This window comes from Pseudarthrobacter sp. W1I19 (assembly GCF_030817835.1).
In the GTDB taxonomy this organism is placed as follows: domain Bacteria; phylum Actinomycetota; class Actinomycetes; order Actinomycetales; family Micrococcaceae; genus Arthrobacter.
The window spans coordinates 3,172,329-3,195,301 of the sequence record NZ_JAUSZR010000001.1 but is presented as its reverse complement, the minus strand read 5'-3'; the positions used below and the strand labels follow the sequence as shown (position 1 = coordinate 3,195,301).

At 66.1% G+C, this 22,973-nt stretch carries 21 protein-coding genes; 7 read left to right on the top strand and 14 right to left on the bottom strand.

The annotated features are described in order from the left end of the window. Nucleotides 1-56: 56 nt before the first annotated feature. The gene (locus tag QF038_RS14860) at nucleotides 57-701 is read left to right on the top strand and encodes a LysE family translocator (protein ID WP_307610834.1); all 645 of its coding nucleotides are present in this window, start codon (nucleotides 57-59) and stop codon (nucleotides 699-701) included. Here the strand turns inward: QF038_RS14860 and QF038_RS14855 are convergent, their stop codons facing one another. Further along, nucleotides 702-1,088 (bottom strand): TfoX/Sxy family protein, encoded by a 387-nt coding sequence (locus tag QF038_RS14855; RefSeq protein ID WP_307610833.1) that lies wholly within the window; start codon nucleotides 1,086-1,088, stop codon nucleotides 702-704. A 158-nt stretch (nucleotides 1,089-1,246) separates the two neighbouring features. Here QF038_RS14855 and QF038_RS14850 point away from each other — a divergent pair, with 158 nt between their 5' ends. After that, complete coding sequence (locus QF038_RS14850) at nucleotides 1,247-2,071, top strand: SDR family NAD(P)-dependent oxidoreductase (RefSeq protein ID WP_307610832.1); 825 nt, start codon at nucleotides 1,247-1,249, stop codon at nucleotides 2,069-2,071. Between the two features lie 105 nt (nucleotides 2,072-2,176). On the opposite strand, the gene QF038_RS14845 is transcribed toward QF038_RS14850, so the two are convergent. Beyond that, nucleotides 2,177-2,794 (bottom strand): FMN-binding negative transcriptional regulator, encoded by a 618-nt coding sequence (locus tag QF038_RS14845; RefSeq protein ID WP_307610831.1) that lies wholly within the window; start codon nucleotides 2,792-2,794, stop codon nucleotides 2,177-2,179. A 3-nt stretch (nucleotides 2,795-2,797) separates the two neighbouring features. After that, on the bottom strand, nucleotides 2,798-3,787 hold the full coding sequence (locus QF038_RS14840) for a DMT family transporter (protein WP_307610830.1): 990 nt from the start codon (nucleotides 3,785-3,787) through the stop codon (nucleotides 2,798-2,800). On the opposite strand from QF038_RS14840, the gene QF038_RS14835 reads away from it, so the two are divergent. Further along, nucleotides 3,786-5,198 carry a PLP-dependent aminotransferase family protein gene (locus QF038_RS14835; RefSeq protein WP_307610829.1) on the top strand — a complete coding sequence of 471 codons (1,413 nt, stop codon included), beginning with the start codon at nucleotides 3,786-3,788 and terminating at the stop codon, nucleotides 5,196-5,198. The genes QF038_RS14840 and QF038_RS14835 overlap by 2 nt on opposite strands. A gap of 42 nt (nucleotides 5,199-5,240) precedes the next feature. Here the strand turns inward: QF038_RS14835 and QF038_RS14830 are convergent, their stop codons facing one another. The 3 genes from QF038_RS14830 to QF038_RS14820 all read right to left on the bottom strand — a co-directional run bounded on the left by QF038_RS14830 (nucleotide 5,241) and on the right by QF038_RS14820 (nucleotide 7,945). Further along, nucleotides 5,241-5,657 carry a hypothetical protein gene (locus QF038_RS14830; protein ID WP_307610828.1) on the bottom strand — a complete coding sequence of 139 codons (417 nt, stop codon included), beginning with the start codon at nucleotides 5,655-5,657 and terminating at the stop codon, nucleotides 5,241-5,243. Between the two features lie 540 nt (nucleotides 5,658-6,197). Beyond that, complete coding sequence (rlmC, locus tag QF038_RS14825; RefSeq protein WP_307610827.1) at nucleotides 6,198-7,325, bottom strand: 23S rRNA (uracil(747)-C(5))-methyltransferase RlmC; 1,128 nt, start codon at nucleotides 7,323-7,325, stop codon at nucleotides 6,198-6,200. Nucleotides 7,326-7,393: 68 nt separating this feature from the next. Then, nucleotides 7,394-7,945 carry a dihydrofolate reductase family protein gene (locus QF038_RS14820; protein WP_307610826.1) on the bottom strand — a complete coding sequence of 184 codons (552 nt, stop codon included), beginning with the start codon at nucleotides 7,943-7,945 and terminating at the stop codon, nucleotides 7,394-7,396. Nucleotides 7,946-8,172: 227 nt separating this feature from the next. Here QF038_RS14820 and QF038_RS14815 point away from each other — a divergent pair, with 227 nt between their 5' ends. Beyond that, a complete protein-coding gene (locus QF038_RS14815; protein ID WP_307610825.1) occupies nucleotides 8,173-8,670 on the top strand; it encodes a hypothetical protein in 498 nt (165 codons plus the stop codon). Nucleotides 8,671-8,676: 6 nt separating this feature from the next. On the opposite strand, the gene QF038_RS14810 is transcribed toward QF038_RS14815, so the two are convergent. From QF038_RS14810 to QF038_RS14795, 4 genes are all read right to left on the bottom strand, one after another. Further along, nucleotides 8,677-9,585: a diguanylate cyclase gene (locus tag QF038_RS14810; protein ID WP_307610824.1), complete on the bottom strand. Its 909-nt coding sequence runs from the start codon at nucleotides 9,583-9,585 to the stop codon at nucleotides 8,677-8,679. After that, a complete protein-coding gene (locus QF038_RS14805) occupies nucleotides 9,582-12,629 on the bottom strand; it encodes a response regulator (protein ID WP_307610823.1) in 3,048 nt (1,015 codons plus the stop codon). The genes QF038_RS14810 and QF038_RS14805 overlap by 4 nt, the downstream gene beginning before the upstream one ends. 141 nt (nucleotides 12,630-12,770) lie before the next feature. Next, nucleotides 12,771-14,924 carry an EAL domain-containing protein gene (locus QF038_RS14800; protein ID WP_307610822.1) on the bottom strand — a complete coding sequence of 718 codons (2,154 nt, stop codon included), beginning with the start codon at nucleotides 14,922-14,924 and terminating at the stop codon, nucleotides 12,771-12,773. 175 nt (nucleotides 14,925-15,099) lie between these two features. After that, the gene (locus QF038_RS14795; RefSeq protein WP_307610821.1) at nucleotides 15,100-15,369 is read right to left on the bottom strand and encodes a GlsB/YeaQ/YmgE family stress response membrane protein; all 270 of its coding nucleotides are present in this window, start codon (nucleotides 15,367-15,369) and stop codon (nucleotides 15,100-15,102) included. Nucleotides 15,370-15,610: 241 nt separating this feature from the next. Here QF038_RS14795 and QF038_RS14790 point away from each other — a divergent pair, with 241 nt between their 5' ends. Next, a complete protein-coding gene (locus QF038_RS14790) occupies nucleotides 15,611-16,477 on the top strand; it encodes an HAD hydrolase family protein (protein ID WP_307610820.1) in 867 nt (288 codons plus the stop codon). Here QF038_RS14790 and QF038_RS14785 read toward each other — a convergent pair. Both QF038_RS14785 and QF038_RS14780 read right to left on the bottom strand, forming a co-directional pair. Beyond that, complete coding sequence (locus QF038_RS14785) at nucleotides 16,474-17,892, bottom strand: UDP-glucose/GDP-mannose dehydrogenase family protein (RefSeq protein WP_307610819.1); 1,419 nt, start codon at nucleotides 17,890-17,892, stop codon at nucleotides 16,474-16,476. The genes QF038_RS14790 and QF038_RS14785 overlap by 4 nt on opposite strands. After that, nucleotides 17,889-19,064, bottom strand: coding sequence for a glycosyltransferase family 1 protein (locus tag QF038_RS14780; RefSeq protein ID WP_307610818.1), 1,176 nt, complete (start codon nucleotides 19,062-19,064; stop codon nucleotides 17,889-17,891). The genes QF038_RS14785 and QF038_RS14780 overlap by 4 nt, the downstream gene beginning before the upstream one ends. A gap of 345 nt (nucleotides 19,065-19,409) precedes the next feature. On the opposite strand from QF038_RS14780, the gene QF038_RS14775 reads away from it, so the two are divergent. Then, complete coding sequence (locus tag QF038_RS14775; RefSeq protein ID WP_307610817.1) at nucleotides 19,410-20,282, top strand: PRC and DUF2382 domain-containing protein; 873 nt, start codon at nucleotides 19,410-19,412, stop codon at nucleotides 20,280-20,282. Between the two features lie 286 nt (nucleotides 20,283-20,568). Here the strand turns inward: QF038_RS14775 and QF038_RS14770 are convergent, their stop codons facing one another. Next, nucleotides 20,569-21,030: a DUF4383 domain-containing protein gene (locus QF038_RS14770; protein WP_307610816.1), complete on the bottom strand. Its 462-nt coding sequence runs from the start codon at nucleotides 21,028-21,030 to the stop codon at nucleotides 20,569-20,571. 155 nt (nucleotides 21,031-21,185) lie between these two features. Between QF038_RS14770 and QF038_RS14765 the strand changes: the two genes are divergently transcribed. Continuing rightward, a complete protein-coding gene (locus tag QF038_RS14765) occupies nucleotides 21,186-22,499 on the top strand; it encodes a DUF6350 family protein (protein WP_307610815.1) in 1,314 nt (437 codons plus the stop codon). Between the two features lie 24 nt (nucleotides 22,500-22,523). Here QF038_RS14765 and QF038_RS14760 read toward each other — a convergent pair whose 3' ends face one another. Next, a complete protein-coding gene (locus QF038_RS14760; RefSeq protein ID WP_307610814.1) occupies nucleotides 22,524-22,955 on the bottom strand; it encodes a hypothetical protein in 432 nt (143 codons plus the stop codon). Between the last annotated feature and the right edge of the window lie 18 nt (nucleotides 22,956-22,973).

Below are 22,973 nucleotides of genomic sequence, written 5' to 3'. Positions count from 1 at the left end.
GAACTGAGGGTCACGGGTTTCGGCAGGCTCAACCACTCGCCCCATATCCTTGGACGGTGACTCTCCTTCAGGCTGTTCTTTCCTTTGCTGTGGTTGCCGGGCTTTTGACGCTTGTGCCCGGCATGGACACGGCCCTGGTGCTGCGCTCGTCCATCTCCAGGTCCCGCCCGTTCGCCTTTGCCACGGCAATCGGCATCAGCACCGGGGCGATGATCTGGGGAGTTGCCGCGGCGGTAGGTGTCTCGGCACTGCTGGCAGCATCCGAGGTGGCCTACCGCCTGCTGACCATTGCCGGCGCCGCGTACATGCTCTGGCTGGGGCTGTCCCTGTTGTGGAAGAGCCTGCGGCACGGCAAGGCTGCAGCCCCTGAGGGGGCCGCGCCGGCGGCCGGCCGGAACGACCTCTTTAAAGGCTGGCTGACCGGGACCGGAACCAACCTGCTGAACCCGAAAGTGGGCGTCTTCTACATCGCCACCATCCCGCAGTTCATTCCGGCGGGTGAATCACCCTTGCTGGTGGGCGTCCTGCTGGCCGGGGTCCACTGCGTTTTGACCATGGCCTGGTTCACGCTGCTGATCTTCGGCACGGGCTATGCCTCCCGCTGGCTCAAGGGCGCCCGCAGCATCCGCATCATCGACAGCATCACCGGCACAGTCCTGGTGGGCTTCGGGCTCAGGCTCGCGCTCGAACCCGCACACTGATCATTTGCCTGCGGACCGCACTTTGGCGGCCTTCGGCTCCTTCGGCGGGAGCGTGGAGATGTACTCAAAAGCCTTGTGGATCCAGGCTTTCGCCCGTGCGTCGTCGCCGTCGCCTTCCTCGTTCCACATCTCCGGCAGGCCGGTGTAGCCGCCCATCGGACGCTCGGCGGGCCCGAACGGGACGGTCCGTTCCGAGCTTTCGAGTTTTTCCCGGTCCTCCGGGGAGAGCTTGATGCCGATGGTGGGCCCGAACAACCCGGCGAACATGTTGCCGTTCACGAAAGCGCCCAGGTTGCCGAACATGGGCTTGACCACCACGTCCGGGTGGTCAGGGACCAGCGACCGGAACCGCTCTTTATCCTCGTCTGACGCTTTGGGCATCTCCATGATGCTTCCCTCCCGGGGCTCGGCTGGGTGCTCGATTGTGTGTGCAGGATATGCCCTGCCAGGTGCGACGGGGAACACCCGGCCGCCCGCCGTCGTTGTGCCAAGGGCAAGGCGCTCCCACCGGGAGCCCGGCCTGCCACCGACCAAAGGACTTTCCCTTGACTCCTCGCACTATCGTGATCACCGGCGCCAGCGACGGAATCGGGGCAGCCGCCGCACGGACCCTGGCGAAGGCGGGGGAGCAGGTGGTGCTCGTCGGGCGGTCCGATGAGAAGACCCGCGCCATGGCCAAGGAGCTGAATGCGGACTACTTCGTCACGGACTTCGCCGAACTCGCGCAGGTGCGCTCACTCGCGGCCCAGCTGACGTCCGACTACCCGCGCATCGACGTCCTGGCCAACAACGCCGGCGGCATCATGGGCAAGCACACCCTCACCGTGGACGGCAACGAATCCACGTTCCAGATCAACCACCTGGCGCCGTTCCTGCTCACCACCCTGCTGATGGACACCCTCACCGCCAGCAACGCGAAGGTCATCAACACTGCCAGCGCCGCCAACGGCATGGGCAAGCTGGACCTGTTCGACCTCAATTCCGAGCACAGCTACTCCACCAACCGCGCCTATGGCACCGGCAAGCTCGCCAACATCCTGTTTACCTCTGAGCTGGACCGGCGCTACGCCGCCCAGGGCATCACGACGGCGGCATTCCACCCGGGCGTGGTCCGTACCAACTTCGCGGCCGAGTCCACCAGCCCGTTCCGGCACGCCTACAAGACCTTGCTCAACCGGTTTATGCTCAGCCCGGACCAAGGTGCCGACACCATGCTCTGGCTCATCAACGGCACGGCGGGCAAGGATTGGATCTCCGGCGCCTACTACGCCAAGCGCGCCCTGGCCAAGGCCAACCCCCAGGCCTACGACGCCGTGCTGGCCCGGGGGTTGTGGGAGAAGAGCGAAGAGCTGGTCAAGGCTGCTTCGTAGGCTGGTGCCGGACAGGAATGCGTGACTTTTAGTCCTCCCGCCCGTCCCGGCCCGCGCCATTCCGGGGTCCACGTCCGTGCGGGCGCCAAAAGTCACGCATTCGGGTCAGCGCGTCCGCTCGACGTCGGCCGCGATCCTCGTCTGCCCTCTGGCAGTAAGCCCCGTAACCACACCATCAATGTCCGACTCCGGCCGGTTCTGGCTCAGCTTGGCCTTCGCTTCGATCCGGGTGATCACCAGTTCCACGCCGACGATGGCCCGCAACTGCCCGGCGATGAAGCGTTCCGGTGCGTCGTCCACGCTCCACGGGTGCTCGAACTCTGCCTCGTGGACCCCGGTGAGCCGGCGGACCTGGCGGGAAATCCATTCAGGATCGTCATGGATCACCAGCCGGCCGTACACATGCGCTGTGGTGTAGTTCCAGGTGGGGACCACCCGCCCGTGTTCCGCTTTGGACGCGTACCAGGATGGCGAGATATAGGCGTCCGCTCCCTGGATGATGGCCAGTGCCTCCCCGACGGCGGGTTCTGACCACTGTGTGTTGTTCCGGGCAAGGTGCCCCTGCAGCGCGCCGTGCTCACCGACGTCGGGATCAAAGACAATCGGCACCAGGGTAGCGAGCAGGCCCTGCGGTGTCATGGTGACCAGGTTCGCCGCGCCGGGGCGGGCAAGGAGCCCATGGACGGTTTCGGGGCCGGCGGCAAAATGGGCTGGCGTGTACATGGGCTAGTCCTTTACTGATTGAAGGGATGGGACGGGGGGAACGGCGGGCGGCGCGGGCGCCGGCTGCAGGGGTTCCGGCTTGAGCCGCACCCGGACAGCCGCCCCGGCGCAAAGGATCACGGCGAGGGCGCCGAGGGCGGTGGGCCAGGTTAGGCTCTCGCCAAGAAGGAGGGCCGCCCAACAGATGGTCAGGACAGGCTGGATGAGCTGGATTTGGCTGACCGAGGCGATGGGGCCGACGGCCAGGCCGCGGTACCAGGCGAAGAACCCGAGGAACATACTGACCACACCGAGGTACGCGAACGCCAGCCATTGCCCCGGCCCGGCGGACGGCGGTTGCTGCGCGATAGACACAGCGGTCAGGAGCACCATCAGCGGCGACGCGAGCACCAACGCCCAGGACACCGTCTGCCATGCGCCAAGCTCGCGGGCCAGCAGGCCGCCTTCCGCATAGCCGACGGCAGCAGCAACCACTGAACCAAGCAACAGCAGGTCCGCCCAGTGCAGCTGCCCGAAGCCGCCGGAGTGAAGAGAGGCGAAGACAATTGCCGCAAGGGCTCCCGCCGCTGTGACAAGCCAGAACGCCAGCGGCGGCTGTTCCCGCCCCCGGAGCACCGCGGCCGTTGCAGTAGCGGCCGGGAGCAAAGCAATCACCACGGCTCCGTGGCTTGCGGGTGTGGCGGTCAAGGCAAAGGAAGTCAGTAGCGGGAAGCCAACGACGACGCCGGCCGCGACTACCGCGAGGCGCGCCCATTGCCTCCCGTGGGGGAGTCGTTGCCGGGTAAGTGCCAAAGCCAACCCTGCCAGCACTGCCGCCACCACGGCCCGTCCTGATCCGATGAACAGCGGGGACAGGCTGGCCACGGCGATTTTGGTGAACGGGACGGTAAAGGAGAACGCGGCCACTCCGAGGAGCCCCAGCCAGATTCCGGAGGCCTGCGATGGCAGTATCACTGTGCGCGCGGCAAGAGTAGCGCTACTATTGTCTCTCATGAACAACGATAGCAGTTCGCGGATCGTGACGCACCTGAAAACCTGGATGGCTGCCGCCGCACCCGGAGCGAAGCTGCCGTCCACCCGTTCCCTGGTGGCCGAGTACCAGGCCAGCCCGGTGACGGTGCAGAAAGCCCTGCAGACGCTGACAGCGCAGGGACTGATCGAGAGCAGGCCCGGCGTGGGGACTTTTGTCCGCTCGGCCAGGACTGCCAAGCCGTCGGACTACGGCTGGCAGACGGCGGCCCTGCGTTCACCGCGCGCCACCTTGCCGTCCGCTTCCTCCACCATGCGCGACCTGCCACTGGGCGTCATCGCCTTCCACTCCGGCTACCCCGCCCGCGAGCTGCTGCCCGAGCGGCTGGTGCGGGCCGCCCTCACCCGGGCTGCCCGCGGTGATGCAGCCCTGTCCCGCCCGCCCGCGGCCGGCCTGCCGGAACTGCAGTCCTGGTTCGCGCACGAGCTGGGCGCGGCAACGCCGGCCGGGACTACGCCGCCGAACCCCAGCGACGTCGTCGTACTTCCTGGAAGCCAGAGCGGACTGAGCTCAATTTTCAGCGCACTCGTGGGCAGGGGGCAGCCGCTGCTGCTGGAATCGCCAACCTACTGGGGCGCCATCCTCGCGGCCGCGCAGGCAGGAGTACATGTGATTCCGGTGCCCACTGGTCCGGATGGCCCCGACCCCGTAGAACTGACCCGGGCCTTTGAGGAGTCCGGAGCCAGGGTGTTCTATGCGCAGCCAAATTACGCGAACCCCACCGGAGCCCAGTGGACCGCGGAGCGGCGTGATCAGGTGCTGGACGTGGTGCGTGACCAGGGCGCGTTCCTGGTGGAGGACGACTGGGCGCATGACTTCGGCATCACCAGTACGCCGGTGCCGGTGGCTTCCCGCGATGATTCCGGGCATGTTGTGTACCTGCGCTCGCTGACCAAGAGTGTGTCGACGTCGATCCGGGTGGCCGCGGTGATCGCCCGCGGGCCTGCACGGGAGCGCATCCTTGCCGACCGGGCCGCCGAGTCGATGTACGTCAGCGGGCTCCTGCAGGCGGCCGCGCTCGACGTCGTCACCCAGCCCGGGTGGCAGACGCACCTGCGCAGCCTCCGCCACCAGCTTGAATCCCGTCGCGACCTGCTGGTCAGCAGCCTGCGCCAGCACGTGCCGCAGGGCCACATTGAGCAGGTGCCAAAAGGCGGCCTGCACGTGTGGGTGCGGCTCCCTGACGGGACGGACTTGGACCGGCTGGCCCGGGATTGTGAGGCAGCGGGGGTGATTATCGTCCCCGGGAACGAGTGGTTCCCGGCAGAACCCGCAGGCCCGTTCATCCGGCTCAATTACTCAGGGACGAATCCGGGCGCCTTTCCTGAGGGCGCCCGGATCATCGGGGAGATGCTGGCCCGGAACGGGGGCTAGGCCCTGGGCCACGAACTGGTGGCTGCCCTGACCTTGGGCCGGTTAGCCTTCGCAGCCGATGCCGTCGCTGTCTCTGTCCAGGTCATAGATGTCGGACCCCAGGACGCGCACCGGACCCTGGACGTAGGCCGGTCCATTGCCGCTTCCACCGGCACAGTCGACGTCCGAGGCGACCGGGACGCAGCCTGAATAGTTGGGATCGCATCCCGATGGTGCGGCTGGAGCGGCGGGCGCTACATATTTTGGTGCCGGAGGAGCAGGGGCCGGGGCCGGGGCCGGAGCCGCTTTCGCAGCTGCTGCGGCCGCTGCTTGAGCTGCCGCCGCGTCCTCCGCGGCTTTGGCCTCCGCAGCCGCCTTGGCCGCTGCCTCCGCTGCGGCCGCATCTGCAGCAGCCTTTTCCGCTGCTGCTTTTTCCGCTGCCGCCTTTGCCGCTGCGGCGGCTGCTATCTTTTCGCTCAACTTCTTTGATTCTGACTGTTCGAGCCATATCTGTTTGCCAGTTTCGTCGCCAGTGCAGATATATGTGGCGCCAGCAGAGGTCCTTTGGCTCTCCAGAGGGCTGCAGGGCGTTTTTGCGATGGGAGTCGGTGTCGGAGAGGCTGTGGGGGTAGCGGTCGCTGAGCTGGTGGTCCGGCCGTCGGAGACCGCTGCCAGTGAGTTGGACGATGCGCCGCAGCCGGTGAGCAGAAGCATTGCGACGCCCGCTGTTGCGGCGAGCTTTATCCTCGTTGAGCCTGGCTGCTGGGTGCCTTGCGGGGGACCTGATTTCTTCATCCGGGCTTGAAAGATCCGGGAAATGTGGTGCTTCTTATTCATTTATGCCCCAATTTTGTGTTGCAGGATGCGAATTGTGAGGCGAGCCTAGCAATCCTGAGCAGGCAGAAGATGGGATAGGCGTGAATCTTGAGGTGATCCTTCGGAGACCTTGATTTGCAGGCTTGGTCGTTGCCAGTCAGGGCTAGGCATAGAAGATGATCGGCTTTGCCGCCCGTGCAGGAGTTAGGACCGGCTGAGCAGGACCATCGCTTCGTAGTGCGTGGTCTGCGGGAACATGTCCAGGACTCGGGCCTGCCGCGCCGTGAAAGAGGGGAGTGCATCCAGGTCACGGGCCAGCGACTGGGCATTGCAGCTCGAGTAGACAATGTGCTCAACGTCCGACGACTCAAGCCAGCCGCACAACTCCTTGCCGATGCCGCGGCGGGGCGGGTTAACGATCACCAGTTCTGGCGACTGGTCCGCTGCGAGGGCAAAGGCGGTGGCGTCACCGGCCCGGAAGTCCATGCGCTGCAGACCCGCTTCCTCCCTGCTGATTTTGGCCGAGACAATGGCTTCGCTGCTCGTTTCGATGCCGGTCACGTTCCTGGACGGGTCCGCGCAGTGCAAGGCGAAACCGCCCACGCCGCAGTAGAGGTCCCAGACCGAGGCCGGCGCCAGCTGGTTGACCCACTCCCGCCCCTGCCGGTAAAGCGCGGCGGCCATCTCGCTGTTGGTCTGGAAAAAGCTCTGCGGCCGAAGGTGCAGGTTGACGTCGTTGACCCGCATCCTGAGCGTTGACTGCTCTGTCAGCAGGACCTCGCGCTCACCCTCCAGCACCGCCTTGTGCTCCGGGAGCAGGTTCACCGAAACCACCTTCACCTGCGGCAGGGCAGCCAGCAGGCCGGGGAGGTTCTTCCGGATGCGCGGCACCAGCTGTTCCGAGCGCATCACCAGCCGGAGCATAATGTCGCCGTCCGGTGATTCGGTGATGATCAGGTGCTTCAGCTCCCCACACCGCCGGGGAACGTCGTACGGCGTCAGGCGGCTTTGACGGATGAAGTCCGCTAGAACCGGGAAACACGCCCGCAGGCCGGGGGAGCAGACGCGGCATTTGCGCAGGTCAACCCCAGAGCCTTCAGCGTCGAGGATCCCGATGGTGGGCCTCTGGGCCGTTCCGCCAATCACCATCTTGGCCTTGTTGCGGAAGCCGGACTTCGCACTCGCAAGAGCTGGCAGCCATGCCAACGACGAAGTGTGGTCGGCGAGGAGGGTTTGGCAGTGCCTCTGCTTGCCTGCGAGCTGTTCAAGGTAGGGCGTACCCATGTGGGTGCAGGAGCGGCAACGGCCGGCATCGAAGTAGAAACAATGCATGACCCGAAGATTTTACCCGTTGTGGGAAGCTGCCTACCTCCCGGCCGCGGCGGGCATGGAGGCGGCCGCTACTCCCCGCGCCGCCCGTACACGCTGATCACGTTGCCCCTGCTGGTCCGGTACTGGTCCTGCAGTTCGAGCCTGGTGGTGGGGTGGCCGTCTTCGAACAGGCGGCGGCCTGTGCCGGCGATGACCGGGTGGGTCATCAGCGTCAGCGAATCCAGCAGCCCGGCGAACAGCAGCTGCCGGGTCACTGAGATGCTGCCGCACACGGCGATCTCTCCGCCGTCGCGCTCCTTCAGCTTCCCCACGAACTCTTCCAGGGGTCCGTCCATCAGGCGCGAGTTCTGCCATTCCAGCGGTTCCTTCAGCGACCGCGAGGCCACAAACTTTTCCACGGAATTGATGAAGGCCGCAAAGTCCTGGTCCGCTGTAGCGGTTGGCCAGTAACCAGCCCATTCCTGGTAGCTGACCCGGCCCAGCACCACCGTGTCCACCGTCTGCATCATTTTGGTCAGGCCCGCACCGAGCTCGTCGTCAAAGCTGTCGAACTGGAACTTGAACGGTTCTGAGACCACACCGTCCACGGAATGGAACAAACCGGCAGTGACTTTTCGCATGGGGACCTCCAGAGGCCAACAGTTCGGGCAAGCCGGCAGCGGCGCCGGTCAGGTCCACGGTATTCGCTGGGTCTGCGGCAGGGAAGAGGGGGAAAAGATCCAGGCCGCGGCGATCCGGACGTTAGGTTCGTCACCACTGCCTGCGTGTTGCCGGGATTCCCGCGCCGGCAGCCCCATACTGGTCTTGAGCGGCTGTAGCCGTGCCCCGGCCAGGCAGGAGGAAGTGCGTGGAAACCCTGAAAAAGATCGTGTCCAACCAGTATTTCCCGGCCGCGGCGGTGCTCACCGCAGTGGTCCTCTTTTGGGCCACTGGCCTGCTGGGCGGGCTCTCCCTCCTGAACAACAACCAGCCGCCGCTCACCACACTGACCTGGATGCTCTTCGTCTACCTGGCGGCCGTACTCACGCCGCTGGCCGGCGCCGTGGCCGCAGTCGACCTGCTCCGCCGTTGGAAGCGCAACCGCGCCGCCGTTGCAGCCGGCGCATATGAAGCAGCCGAAGCGATGGAAGCAGAGGCAGCTGACGTGGCGTACGAAGTCGCAGCAGAAACTGTCACCGAGCCGGTTCAACAGCAGCCAGTCCCGCAGCAGGCGCCCGCCCAGCAGCAGCCAGCACGCCAGCAGCCGCCCGCCCAGCAGCCGCCCGCCCAGCAGGCTACCGCCCAGCAGCGGCCGAATCAGCAGAAGCCGACCCAGAAAAAGTCCGGCTCCAAGAAGGCTGCCTGACCGCAACTATCGGGCCAGTTCCACCCTGTTCCGTCCCGCGGCCTTCGCCGCATACAACGCGGCGTCGGCCGCACCGACCAGCGCGTCGGCATCAGCCCGGTGCCCGTGGCAATACGACGAGACCCCGGCGCTGAGCCGCAGCTGCCCGGACGGATCGCCGGCATGCACAATCGCCAGGTCCCGTACGGCCGCCAGCGCCCGTTCCATCAGCGCCTTCGCGCCCGACCCCGACTGCTGAGGCAGCACCAGCAGGAACTCCTCGCCGCCGTAGCGGTACACGCCATCGCTTTTCCTGGCAATGCCCAGCAGCGCCGCCGCCACCGCCCGCAGGGCCAGGTCTCCCGCCTGGTGCCCGTAGAGGTCGTTGAAGCTCTTGAAATTGTCCACGTCGCACATCGCCAGGCTGTACTGCTCCGCGTACCGCTCGCTGCGCAGGTGCAGCTGCTCCAGATCCTCCGACAGCTTGAGCCGGTTGTGCAGCCCGGTCAGTGGATCGGTCCGCGCCTGCCGGGCCAGGACGCGGCGGTAATGTGCCAGGTCCGCGTGCAGCGTGGTGATGCGCCGGGCCACCAGCAGCCGGGCATGCAGCACAAACGGGTCCAGCGGCTTGGTGACGTAGTCGTCCGCGCCGGCCTCCAGCCCAGCCAGCACATCATCCCGGGAGCCCTGCGAGGTCAGCAGCACCACGTACGTGTACAGGTCCTGCTCCCGCGCCCGAATAGCCCGGCACAATGCCAGCCCGTCCATACCCGGCATCATCCAGTCGGTCACCACCACGTCCGGCCGATGCTCCAGGTAGAGCGCCCACGCCTCGTCGCCGTCCGCGGCAGTCACGCAGTTATGCCCGGAACGTTCGACGGCGGCCCTTGCCACCATCAGCGAGCCCGGGTCGTCATCGGCCACCAGAACTTTCACAGGTTCACCTCCAGCGCTGCGTCCAGTTCCACGTCCAGCCGGTGCAGCTCCGCCTCAAGGCGCCGGACCAGGGCGTCACCGCCGTCGGCCGTCCCACCCCGGCCCAGCCCTTCCAGCCCGGCGCAGATCCCGGCAACGGCGGCGGCCCCGATATTGGCCGCCGAGCCCTTCAGCGCGTGCGCCGCCTGTGCCAAAGCCGGCCCGTCGCCGTCGTCCACGGCCGCCTGCAGGGCGGCCACCCGCTCGGGCAGGCCCCGCCGGAACGCGGCCACCGCCTCGGGCAACAAGCCCCGCCCATCCTCCGGTCCCAGCTCCCGCAGGATGGCAACCCGGTCCTGGTCCAGGGCGGCAACGGTTGCCGGGCCCAGCGGAGTCCCTCCAGTCACTGCCAGCGGCTGGGGGACAAGCCCTGGAACAAGGCGGGCCCCGGGTTCCGGAACCCAGCGGACCAGCGTGGCTTCCAGCGCGGCGGCGTCCACCGGCTTGGCGAGGTAATCGTCCATTCCGGCAGCGAGGCACCGTTCCCGGTCACCGTCCAGCGCGCCGGCGGTCATGGCAATGATGGGCAGGCGCGGGTGCGCGGTGTCCCGGCGCCGGATCTGGCGGGTGGCTTCAAACCCGTCCATCACCGGCATGTGGCAATCCATCAGGACTGCGGCATAGCGGGTTTCCGCGGTGGCGGTGAGGGCCTCAACGCCGTTGGAGACCACGTCCACCGCGTAGCCGAGCCTGCTGACGGTGGCGCGGGCCACCAGCTGGTTCACCTCGTTGTCCTCCACCACCAGGATCCGGCCCCGTGACGGCCCGCCCGAAGCAGCCGGCACAGGGGATGGGGCGACGGCAGGGACGGAAGGCTCGTGTGTGGACATCAGCCGGACCAGGCGGTTGTAGAACTCAGAGCTCCGGACGGGCTTCATCAGCCATTCGCGCACGCCGGCCTGGCTGATTTCCGCCGCGTTGACCTGCATCGTGGAGGTGAGCATGATCAGTTCCATCTGCGCGAGCCCGGCATCGGCCTTGATGCGCCGCGCCAACTCCAGCCCATCGATATCCGGCATGCAGAAGTCGAGCACTGCCAGGTGGAAGGGTTCCCCGGCGGCGTCAGCTTCGCGGGCCCGGACCAGCGCCGAGGCAGCATCGGGGACGGCTTCGGGCAGGAGCCGCCAGCCCCGCAGCTGCGATTCGAGCACCAGCCTGTTGGTGGCGTTGTCATCCACCACCAGGACCCGCAGGCCGTTGAGGAAGCCGGCCGCGGGAACGGGATCCGTTGACGGCGGCGCCACCGGCAGGGGCAGCCGGAACCAGAAGGTGCTGCCCTCCCCGGGGACGCTCTCGAGGCCGATGTCGCCGTCCATCGCCTCCGTCAGCCGGCTGCAGATGGCCAAGCCCAGCCCGGTGCCGCCGTACCGCCGGGTAGTGGAGGCGTCGGCCTGCGAGAACGATTGGAAGAGCCTGCTGTGGTGGGAGGGCTCAATGCCGATACCGGTATCGCGGACTTCGAAGTGCACCGTGGCGGTGCTTCCGGCACCAACGCCGGGGTTCTGGATGGTGACCCTGATGGATACCTCGCCGGACGCCGTGAACTTCACCGCGTTGGACGCCAGGTTCAGGAGGATCTGGCGGATCCGGCCGGAGTCGCCCACCAGCCGTGCGGGGACTTCGGGTTCACAATAGGCGATCAGTTCCAGGTTCTTGGCCTGTGCCGGTTCGGCCAGGAGCCCGGCCACTTCCTCCACGAGGACGCGCGGATCAAAGGGGCGCACGTCCAGGTCAACCTTGCCGGCCTCCAGCTTGGAGAAGTCCAGGATGTCATTGATCAGGGCCAGCAGCGCCTCGCCTGCGCCCTTCACCCCATCCGCGTACTGCTTCTGGGTGGGGTCCAGCGGGGTCTCCAGCAACAGCGCGGTCAGGCCCACCACGCCGTTCATGGGCGTCCGGATCTCGTGGCTCATGGTGGCCAGGAACTCCGACTTCAACCGGCTCGATTCCAGGGCAGCTTCGCGGGCGGCCTCCAGCTCCCTGGTGCGGACCGCCACCTCATCCTCGAGCCCGCTGGTGAGGGTGATGTTCTCCAGGATGATCAGCACCTGCCGCACCATCACGAACACCAGGACGGCGGCACCCACCACCAGCAGGAAGGGCTCGAGTTCGGGCAGGTGGGGACCGGCGAACAGCACCACGGCAACCAGCAGCGGCACATACGGGAGCAGCTCAAGCGCGAGGGTGTAGCCGGTCCGGTCTGACCCGGTGTTCTCCTGGTACGGTGCCAGCGGCGCGAGGGCGATCAGGAGGAAGGCGATAATCCAGCCAAGGGCGAGGGGCGAACCCGTGGTGCCGCTGACGCCGTCGAACGTCAACCGCACGTAGATACTGTCCGTCACGGCCAGCACCAGCAGCCCGCCGCCGAAACACAGCCACGGCAGCCGCTCACCCGGCTGCCGGCGCATGGCCAGGACCAACACCAGGGAGGTGATCACCAGGTCCACCACGGGGTAGCCCATCCCGGTGAGCCGGGCCAGGGGATCGCCCTCTGCGTCGAAGGCGGCGCCCAGCACGATGTACCAGCTGACCACCAGCACGGAACCGGCAATCACCGCGGCATCCATCACCGCCCGGTACAGCGCCACATGGTTGCCGCCGCGCCTTTTGAACGCAAAAAGCGCGACGACGGCGGGCACCGAGTAGCCGATGAACAGGGCATCTGCCAGGGAGGGAAAGGGGTACACGTGGTTGTTGGCAAGGCCGTAAAAGGCGTAGAGGGCCATGCCTGCTGCCCAGATGAAAGCCGCCGCTGCCATCAAAGTCCAGGCCCTGGCGTTGGCGCCGCCACGCCGTGCCGCCCGGGCGCAGCTTGCCCCCGCCAGCAGGGACGCCGCCAGAATGACGAAGTCACCGGTGACCAGGGCAGCCGGGGATCCGCTGTTGGCCGCGAAAAACAGGCCAAGCCCGGCCAGGGCGATAGCCGTCAGCACCGCCGGCCATTTCAGGGGAAATCTGTTGCTGCTGCCGGCGTGACGGTGTTGCAGGAGACCAGTCTGAGACACGCGGAAACCCTCCCCATAGGTGCGTCCTGGAACCCCGGAACCGTTGGGAAAACCGGGCACGGGGCCCACCCGAGACCTGGGCGGAGACGCTTTTCCATGATATGCCTCACAGCGCCTGGTGACGGGGATTCAGGCTTCCTTTTACCGCCCCTTAAGGGCGTTAAGGGCTTCTTCCGCGTGGTGCAGGGCGTACTTCATACGCACGCCCGGCTCGGGCAGCGAGAAAAGGTACCCCTGCAGGGAGTCACAGTCCAGGGCGGTGAGATAGTCGGCCTGGGCCGCCGTCTCCACGCCTTCCGCTGTGACGGTCAACCCGAGGCTGTGGGCCATGTTGATCATGGAACTGAGGATGGGCAGCCGTTCGGCGCCGGTTCGCACCATGGACACAAAGGTTTTGTCGATTTTGACGGTGTCCACCGGTAGGTCCTGCAGCCGTCCCAAGGAGGAATAACCGGTGCCGAAGTCGTCCAGGGCAACCCGGGCCCCGGCGTCCCGCAGCCGGCTGAGCTGTTTGATCAGGCTGCAGTCGGCGTCGAAAAAGACCGACTCGGTCACCTCCAGCGCCAGCTGGTATGCGGCCACTCCGGTGGCATCGGCGAGGCGCAGGACTTCTTCGGCGAAATCCGGATTCTGCAGCTGGACGCCGGAGACGTTCACGGACAGGGATCGGGACGGGTCCTCGCTCAGCCACGAGGCCAGCTGCACCATGCCGTAGGCCATCACTTCGGCGCCGATTTCGTTGATCAGCCCGGTACGTTCAGCGAGGGGGATAAAGACCGACGGCGGCACGCGCTCGCCGTCCTTGTCCCACCGTGCCAGCGCCTCGAACTGCACCACCTGGCCCATCCGGTGCGACACGATCGGCTGGAAGTCCACCGAGATCTCGCCCCGGGATACCGCCATTTGCAGCCCGCTTTCCATGTCGGTCCGTTGTACCAGGGCAGTCATCATGTCCGGGTGGAACCGGAGGAAGCGGTTCTTTCCGGCGGCCTTGGCTGCGTACATTGCGATGTCCGCATGCCGCAGCAGTTCGGAGGGGCCCACATTGTCCTGCCCCAGGGACGCGAGTCCCAGGCTGAGGCTGGGCCGCAGCACCGTGCCGCTGATGGTGACGGGGACGTGCAGGCAGCGGACAATGCAGCCCGCTATGTCGTCGGCGTCCGGGCAGGCGGTGAGCAGCACTACGAATTCATCACCGCCCAGCCGGGCCACCACATCAGCGGTGGGGACGCAGCCGCGGAGCCGGCGCGCGACTTCGATCAGCATGTCGTCCCCTGCCTGGTGTCCCAGGATGTCATTGACTTCCTTGAAGTCGTCCAGGTCCAGCAGGAGGACGTCAACCGCCTTCAGCCGCGGCTCCTTCAACGCATCCGCCAGGGCGTCGTTGAACACAGCCCTGTTGGCCAGCCCTGTCAGCGGATCCTGGAAGGCCATGGTCCGCAGTTTTTCGGCCTGCGCGGCGAGGTCCAGCATGGCTTGTTGCGCCTGTTCCTGGGCCTTGCGCCGGGGGGTGACGTCCCGGAAGCTCCATACCCTGCCCACGATCTGCTCACCCACCCGCTGCGGGCGGGAATACCGCTCGAACGTGCGGCCGTCCTTGAAATCCAGGACGTCGTGGCTTTCCGCTTCCGGGTTGTCCTGCAGTTCATTGATGCGGCCCATGAATGCCACCGGATCCGCCAGCTGGGAAACCACCAGCTGCACGATCGGTTCCTCGCTGTCGCCCTCGAGGAGTTCCGGGGGGATGCCCCACATTCTTAAGAACTGGTCGTTGAAACCGGCAACATTGCCCTGGTTGCTGATCACCAGGATGCCGTCCGCAGTGGATTCCAGGGTTGCGGTCAGAAGCGACATCGCCTCCCGCAGATCCTCCTGTGCCGCAGCCCGGTGCGATGTGCCGCGGACCGAGAGCAGCAGTTGGTGTCCGCTCCCGGCACCGGGTGGAACCGCCAGGACGGAACCGGGGAGCAGCGCCACTGCCACTTCCGCCGGAAACTCGGCCCCGTTGCTGTTCACACAAAAGACCTCCCGCGGCGGCGGGTGTCCTCCCGGCTCGGCCAGCTGTTGCTGGAACAGCCGGTCCACCTCGTCGTGGAAGCCTGGCGTAAAGAGGGAGCGGTAATTCCGGCCCGCCAATTCTTTCGGCTTGAACCCGAAAAGTCTCTCAGCAGCGGCGTTGGCCATGGTGATGCTGCCGCCGGGGGCGAGTGCAAGGAGTGCGTCGGGGCTGGCGTCCAGGACCATGCCGAATGACGGCGTTGCCAGTCCGTTGTTTTGGCTTTGAGAATCAGCCATTAAACCACCCCCCTCGCACATCATAAAGTGCCCGCCCCCAAAATCCACGGGTCGGCGGAAACCGTTTTTTCCGAGGTACAGGCTGAAGACGCAGAATCTACGGGTGCAGGGCATGCAAAAGCGCCGCCCTCCGTAGGGGAGAACGGCGCTTTGCCTTGGTTAATGTGAGCTGCAGCTATACGCGGCGGCTGCTCCGGTTGGTGACTGCACCGTAGATCAGCAGTACGACAATCGATCCGAGGATGGCCAGCAGCCATGTGCGGATATCGAAGAATTCAGCCAGTCCGCCGCCGAAGATCAGCGAGCCGATCCAGCCGCCCAGGATGGCGCCGACGACGCCGAGGACCATGGTGATTACCCAGCCTCCGCCTTGACGTCCCGGCAGGATGGCCTTGGCAATAGCACCCGCGATCAGGCCCAAAATGAGAAATCCGAGAATACCCATGTTGTCACTCCTTAATCAGTAAGTTGTGCCGTGCCCCCATGTCCGGTTCCCTAATTCAATCAGTGTGCTTACTACACTTCAAGACCTTAAATATCACGGGATGACTGTCAGTTTGGCCGGAGCAGGCTGCCCTGAAGGTGGAACCGGTGGCGGCAGCAGCGGGAATACGGTGGTTTTTCGGGCAACAGGTGGCCCCTTCGATAGAGTTGACTCTCCCCGGCCAAACCGAAGGAGCTCCGGAATGTCCAGCCCGCAAACCGTCCGGCCACGCGCCATCTTCCTCGACATCGACGGCACCTATGCGGATCACGGGGTGGTGCCTGCTGCCCATGTGGACGCCGTCCAGGAGGTGCGGCGGCGCGGACACCTGGTGTTCGTGTGCACCGGCCGGCCGCTGTCCATGGTCCCGGGTCACATCCTGGACGCAGGGTTCGACGGCGTGATCACCGGCGCGGGTGCCCGGGTTGAGCTGAACGGGGCGGTACTGAAGGACACGCGGTTCAGCCAGGACCTGGCAGCACGGATCGTGGACACGCTTGACGCCAACGATGTCGCCTACATCCTTGAAGCGCCGGAGGCGCTGTATGGCAGGACCGGCGTGGACCAGCGCCTGCGGCGGGTGCTGACGCCTGTTTTTGCGGGCAGGTCGGGCCACGACGGCGTGCTGAGCACCGACGTTGATCCGGTGGAGGACATCCTGGGCCCGGTGCAGTACAGCGATGACCTCCGGTCCGTGTCCTACGCCAAGATCTCCTGTTTTGACTCGCCGGTTCCGCTGACCGGCCTGATCGAGGAGCTCGGCCAGGGGGTAGGACTCATCCCCAGTTCGCTCTCCGCACTGGGCGACAAGGCAGGGGAGATCTTTATGGCCGGAACCCACAAGGCGGTAGGCATCCAGGTGGTGGAGAAGCATTTGGGCCTGAAGCGCCAGGACATCGTGGCCATCGGGGACAGCGCCAATGACATCGAGATGCTTGAGTACGCAGGCATTGGCATCGCGGTGGAGGATGGCCATCCCAAGGTCCTGGCCGTTGCCGACAGGGTTACGCCCGGCCCGGGCGGCAATGGTGTGGCGGTTGCCTTTGCCGAGCTCGGACTCTTGAACTAACCCTTTCGAGGGAATGGGACGCCGCTGGCAGCCTGCCCGGGGGTGGCAGGCATCGGGGTTACCTTGAGTCCATTGCCGGTGGAGGTTCCGAGGCCGCGCACCACCCAGCCCTCGGCCTGCCACGCCGCGGCATCCAGCACGTTGCGCGCATCAAGCACCGCCCGGCGTCGTACCAGCGCGCCTGCAACTCCGGGCGAGAGCTGCCGGTACTCATCCCACTCGGTGAGGAGGAGCACCAGCTCTGCTCCCTGAAGCGCCCGCAGCGTCGAGGCCTCGAACCGGAGCCGCGGGTAGCGCCGCCAGGCGTGATTCACTGCCTTGGGGTCGGTCACCGTTACGTGCGCCCCTGCCGCCGCGAGGCGGTCCGCGACGTCCAGGGCGGGAGAGTCGCGGATGTCATCGGTGTCCGGTTTGAAGGACGCGCCCAGCACCGTGACGGAACGCCCGGCGAGGCTTCCGCCGCAGAGTTCGGCGGCGAGCTTTATGGTCCGGGCGCGCTGGCCGAGGTTGACGCCGTCCACTAACTGCATCCAGTCCTCCAGGGCAGTGATGCCGAGCCCCGCTGCCTGGGAACGGAAGCTGCGGATGTCCTTGGGCAGGCATCCGCCGCCGAAGCCCAGCCCTGCGTGCAGGTACCGGCCGCCGATCCGCGGGTCCATGCCCATCGCCTCGCTCAGCTCCGCCACGTCAGCGCCGGCGGCGTCACAAAGTTCGGCCACGGCATTGATGAAGCTGACTTTGGTGGCAAGATAGGCGTTGGCCGCCGACTTGATCAGTTCCGCGGTGGCGAAGTTGCACACCAGGCGGGGGATCCCGGCGTCGAGCAGCGGCTCATAGACAGCATCCAGGGCGGCAGTGGCCCCCTTGGGCGCGCCCGTTCGGGGGCTGAATGCGGCGGCCCGCCCGCCCTCCACACCGTAGACCAGCCTGTCCGGCACCAGCGAGTCCTTCACCGCAGTGCCCTGCCGGAGGAACTCCGGATTCCAGGCCAGCAGCACGTCCGGCCGCGCGCGCATCACCTCGCGGAGCATGTCCACCGTGCCAACGGGCACAGTGGACTTTCCCACGACGACGGCGCCCACGGCCACGTGCGGCAGCAGCGCCTCCGCAGCGGAGACGAGGTAGGTGAGGTCGGCGGCGTCGGACGTTTTATGTTGGGGAGTGCCCACGCACAGGAAGTGCACCCGCGCGCCCTTGGCGTCGGCCATAGTCGTGGAGAAACTCAGCCGCCCGGTAGTAAGGCCGTCCTGCAGCAGCTCGTCCAGGCCGGGCTCGTGAAAGGGTGCCTGGCCGCGGGACAGCTGGCCCACCTTGCCGGGATCGACGTCGATGCCCACAACGGTGTGGCCCATCGACGCAAGCGTGGCGGCATGCACGGCGCCGAGGTAACCACAGCCGATAACTGAGATCTTCACAGCGTTGCCCCTTTGGCGTTGGTTAGGCGCGGGCCGGTGCGCGCAGGGAACACGGCCAATGTGCCGCTGATGACTTCTTCGTAGTGCCGGACCAGCTGTCCGCAGAGGGCAGGCCAGGTCCTGTCCTGCACCGACGCGTGCGCCGCTGCGGCGAAGGCGCGCCGCTTGGCGTCGTCGCCCATGAGGTCCAGCACGCGGCTGCGCATTCCGGACAGGTCCCCGGGCTCGTAGAGCCAGCCGGTCCGCGAGTTCTCCACCAGGTCCAGCGGCCCGCCGCGGCCCGTGGCCACCACCGGTACACCCGACGCCATGGCTTCCTGGATGGTCTGGCAGAACGTTTCGAACTCGCCCGGATGGACAAACAGGTCAAAGGACGCCACGGTGCGGGCCAGGTCTTCGCCGCCCAGGAACCCGGTGAAGACGGCATCGGGCAGGGCCTCTTCCAGGGCCGCCCGCTGCGGACCGTCGCCCACAATCACCAGCCTGGTGTGAGGTATTCCGGCCAGGGCGGCGAGGTCCTCCACCTGCTTCTCCACGGCTAGCCGGCCCACGTAGCCGATGATCCGCTGACCGCCGGGGGCCACCCCGGCCCGCCACCCGTCGTCGCGCTTTTCCGGCGAAAAGCGTCCCGTGTCCACGCCGCGCCGCCACATCTGCAACCGGGGGATGCCGCGGCCGCGCAACTGGTTCAGCGCGAATGTGGACGGCACCAGGGTGCGGTTGGCAAGCAGATGGATGTTCTCCACCCGGTTCCAGGCCCAGTTCTCCAGGAACGGGACGCCGTACCGCGCCGCATAGCTGGGAACCTCAGTCTGGTAGATGGCCACGGCGGGGATCCCCAGCTGATTCGCGGCCTGGGCCGCCCGCCAGCCGAGGACGAACGGGGAGGCCAGGTGGACCACGTCCGGTGCGTAGTCGGCAAGGATTCTCTTGACCCGGTACACACCACCCATGGCCACCCGGACGTTCATATAGCCAGCCAGCGGCACCGCTGGAAGCCTGTGGATCTCCGCGCCCTTGATGTGGTCCGGCGCTTCCGCGTCCTGGGTGGAGGGGGCGATGACCAGGACGTCGTCACCCCGTTCCTCAAGGTGTTCCAGCACCCGCAGGATTGAGTGCGTAACACCGTTCATCAGGGGCAGGAATGATTCAGCAACAATTGCGATCCTCACCCCTCTACGGTGGGCGTGCGGCGTTGCGGGGCGGGGGACCTGATGTGACGCCCGGGGAAAAATTAGGGAAACATCAGTGCCTGTTGGCTCAGCGGCGCTTCGTCTTCCGCGCCAAGGTGTCAGAAAATTCTTCAGGACAAAACGCCTTGTCAGCGCGGGAACGGGGGACGCCACCATAAAAAATTACTAAGCAGACTTTCCTTTTGATGCTAAGCATGCTTACTGTAGATGGGCAGTCAGCGAAGCCTCTAGCAAAGGGGGCGGAGGCCGTGCGCTGGGGGAGACCCCGGTGCCGGGACATCATGCTGGCTTGACCCAGCGCAACGACAAATCCAAGGAGACGTCATGCTCAACAGGGAAAACCTTGAAAGCCTGCTCAACAAGAACGGCAACGTCATCGGTTCCGACGGCGAGAAGATCGGCTCAATCGGGCAGCTCTACGCGGATGATGACACCGGTGAGCCCACCTGGGTCACCGTCAAGACCGGTCTCTTCGGCACCTCCCAGTCCTTTGTGCCCGTGGAAGGTGCGCACGCGCAGGGCGATGACCTGGTGGTTCCGTACAGCAAGGATCACGTCAAGGACGCGCCCCGGGTGGACGTGGACGGGCATCTCACTCCTGAGGAAGAGGACCGGCTGTACACCTACTACGAGCGCGGCGCGCGGACCTACTCCGACACCCGCGACTCCAGTGCCCGCGGTGGCGTGGACCTGCAGGGCGACGCCGACCTCAACGCCGGCACCCCGAATGCGGGTACGGATGGCTACGCCGCCACCACTGGCGGCACCTCGGGCCGCGATGCTGTTGGCCATGACACGTCCGGCCCCACCACCGATGACGCCATGACCCGCTCCGAGGAGCAGCTTCACGTTGGCACCGAGCGCGAGGCTGCCGGCCGCGCCCGGCTCCGGAAGTACGTCACCACTGAGAACGTCACCAAGACAGTCCCGGTACAGCGCGAAGAGGTACGCCTGGAGCGCGAGCCCATCACTGATGCCAACCGCGGTGCGGCGCTTGACGGCCCGGACATCAGCGAAGAAGAGCACGAAGTGATCCTGCACGAGGAACGCCCCGTGGTGGAGAAGGAAACCGTCCCCGTGGAGCGGGTCCGCCTCGACAAGGACGTGGTCCAGGACGACGTCACAGTCAACGAGGAAGTCCGCAAGGAGCATATTGAGGCTGATGGCGACGGCGTCGACGGCAACCGCCGCCGCTGACCTTCCGCCGCTGAAGTGCTGCTGACGCGCCGCTGAACGGACCGGCGCGAAAGCAACCACAGAGCGAACGACGCCGGGAGTCCACTTGGGGGCTCCCGGCGTCGTTGTGCATGCGGAACTTTGTTCTATTCCCGCCGCTGGTTCCCGCTGATGGCGGTTCAGCTGCGGAACGCTGGTGCAGCAGCGCCGGAAACGGCAACTGCACCAGCCAGTACGACGAACATCTTCAGAACTTAGTGTCCTTCTTCCATTCGCGGCTCCTGTTTCCCGGGGTACGGATTCCGGGCTATGTCCTGCCGGCCGTCAGGTTCCTGGAAAACAGCCAGCCGGCAACAATCATCACGACGCCCAATGCCAGGTGGGTCCAGTTGTCCATCATGTTCAGCGACAGGAAATTGGCCGCCGAACCAACGCCGACAATCAGCCCGAAGATAGCCAGGACGATATACAGCGCGCCTGCACCCAGAAGGAAGTTGCGGGCACCATATTCGGAACGGGACATGGCCAGGCCGGTTGCACCGATGGCCAGCTGCACAATGTTGAGCAGCATGGATACCTGGAACAAACCAAGGAACATGGCATGTGAAGCCGGTCCAAGGAACATCAGTTCGCTGTATTGAGTGGTGACGCCCGGGATAAAGCCCAGGACACCCACCAGCATCAAAACAATTCCCACTCCCATGCCAACGTTTTGGACGTCTGCCCGTCCAAAGTGAACGCCGTGTGCATGCGGGGATGCGGTAGTCATTCTTTGCCTCCTGCCACTATATTGTGGACAGTTCAATTTTACGGCTGCCCCTGGTGAAAAGCGCCGGCGCGGGCCGCTATTGAGCCGGCGCCGGTATGGGTGTTGCGCCTGTCGGTCACGGACCGGGCAATGCCGCCGTGACACCATGGAAAACGATGAAACTGCGCGCTGATCAGACCGGAGACCGTGGCCTTCCCATGCCCTTGTGGATGCAAGGCGCCCTCGAAACGGCCCAGGCCGCCATCATCTCCGCACTGGTGGTGATCGCACCGGTCCTGGCCGTCTGGGCCACCGCCGGATTCCATGATGGCGCGGTGGACTATTTGGCCCGCCTGGCTGGCCAGTCCTGGCTGCTGGTCCATGGGGTGCCGCTGGAACTCAGGGCTGCCGGCTCCACAGCCGCTGCCGGCACGGGCTCCGGGCTGCTCACGCTGATACCGCTTGGCCTTACACTGATCCCCTTCCTGCTGGCCTGGCGGGCGGGCCGCCGGCTGGCACGGGCTTCCTATACAGACCAGCTGTGGCAGGCACTCCTCGGTTCCTGGGTGGTGTACGGGGCTTTCGGCGCGGCGACCGGTTTCGTCTGCCGTACGCCCGACGTCGGCATCAATGCCTGGCATGCCATGTTCATCCCGCTCATTTCCTACGCCCTTGGCATGGTGATCGGCGCACGGCGTGAGGCAGGCTCGTGGAGCCGGCTCATCGGCGTGGACGCCGTGGACTGGATTTCCCGGACCAGCCAGCATTCCCGCTGGGCGGGGTCCTACCTCGGGGCCGCCGCGAAGGCCGGATTTGTGGCGGTGCTGTCCGCCCTGGCGCTGGCCGCTTTGCTGCTGGCTGTTGACCTCTTTGTCCACTGGAACCTGGTGGTGGCGGTTTATGAAGCGCTCGACGCCGGCGCTGTGGGAGGTGCCGCACTCACCATTGCCCAGCTGGGGTTCCTGCCCAACCTCGTGGTGTTTGCCCTGGCATGGGCCTCAGGTTCAGGTTTTTCCATGGGCGTCGGTTCCCAGGTGGGCCCGCTGGGCACTGCCGTGGGGCCGCTCCCTTCCGTCCCGGTGCTGGCTGCGATCCCGGCCGGCCCGCTGGAGTACGCTTTCGTTGCCTTGATCGTTCCGGTATTGGCCGGTGTTCTGGCCGGCTGGTGGTTCCTGCGCGAAGGCGAAAACCACTTTGACGAGTGGCTCTCCATCAAGGTCCGCGCCCGCTGGTTCACCGCTACGGTTTCCACCCTGGTGCTCGGCGTGCTGTGCGGACTGGCTGCCGGGCTGCTGACCGCAGGGCTGGCGTGGCTGGCGCGCGGGTCAGCCGGGATCGGGCGCCTCACCGCGATCGGCCCTGACCCATTGTGGACTGGAGTCTGGGTGGCCGCCGAAGTTGCCGCCGGCGTCGTCATCGGTTACGCGGCCGGGCCGTGGCTGGAACGTGAGCAGGCGGCGAAGGAAGACGAATCGGAGCTGGTCCAATAGCGGCTGCCCGGTGCGTTCGGCCCCTTAGGGCAGCTGCGAGGGCAGCGACTCCTGCAGCTGCGCCCGGCACGCCGACTGTGCCTGCTGCGTCAAAGCCCGCCCGGCGCACGCCTGGTACTCGCGCACGTCCTCGAAGAACAGGGCAGTGACCAGGACCAGCAGCACCATGATGGCCGACACCACCAGGCCGGAGATGGTGCCGATGAGGACCAGGCGGGACTCCTTCAGCCGCGCGGCCCGGATCAGCAGCAGCACGCCGAGGGTGAGGCTGGCCACGGTCAGGATGGCCGTCAGCCAGAGGTAGTTGACGTCCAGTTGGTATACAAAGAAGGCGCCGAGTACCGAAACCACAAAAATCCGAAACAGGGTGTGGGTCTTGGCGAGCGAGGCCTTGGCTGCCTCGCTGAGCGGCGGTTTTGTGCGCTGCTGCCCAGCCGGTTGCGGTGTGGAGTTCATGTTTTCCAGCCTACGCGA

Coding starts and splice junctions, on each gene's coding strand:
- QF038_RS14820 (WP_307610826.1), bottom strand. CDS start 7,945: ATGCGAAAAGTCACTGCCGGTTTGTTCCATTCCGTGGACGGTGTGGTC.
- QF038_RS14790 (WP_307610820.1), top strand. CDS start 15,611: ATGTCCAGCCCGCAAACCGTCCGGCCACGCGCCATCTTCCTCGACATC.
- QF038_RS14845 (WP_307610831.1), bottom strand. CDS start 2,794: ATGTACACGCCAGCCCATTTTGCCGCCGGCCCCGAAACCGTCCATGGG.
- QF038_RS14835 (WP_307610829.1), top strand. CDS start 3,786: ATGAACAACGATAGCAGTTCGCGGATCGTGACGCACCTGAAAACCTGG.
- QF038_RS14770 (WP_307610816.1), bottom strand. CDS start 21,030: ATGACTACCGCATCCCCGCATGCACACGGCGTTCACTTTGGACGGGCA.
- QF038_RS14775 (WP_307610817.1), top strand. CDS start 19,410: ATGCTCAACAGGGAAAACCTTGAAAGCCTGCTCAACAAGAACGGCAAC.
- QF038_RS14800 (WP_307610822.1), bottom strand. CDS start 14,924: ATGGCTGATTCTCAAAGCCAAAACAACGGACTGGCAACGCCGTCATTC.
- QF038_RS14765 (WP_307610815.1), top strand. CDS start 21,186: ATGAAACTGCGCGCTGATCAGACCGGAGACCGTGGCCTTCCCATGCCC.
- QF038_RS14840 (WP_307610830.1), bottom strand. CDS start 3,787: ATGAGAGACAATAGTAGCGCTACTCTTGCCGCGCGCACAGTGATACTG.
- QF038_RS14855 (WP_307610833.1), bottom strand. CDS start 1,088: ATGGAGATGCCCAAAGCGTCAGACGAGGATAAAGAGCGGTTCCGGTCG.
- QF038_RS14795 (WP_307610821.1), bottom strand. CDS start 15,369: ATGGGTATTCTCGGATTTCTCATTTTGGGCCTGATCGCGGGTGCTATT.
- rlmC (WP_307610827.1), bottom strand. CDS start 7,325: ATGCATTGTTTCTACTTCGATGCCGGCCGTTGCCGCTCCTGCACCCAC.
- QF038_RS14760 (WP_307610814.1), bottom strand. CDS start 22,955: ATGAACTCCACACCGCAACCGGCTGGGCAGCAGCGCACAAAACCGCCG.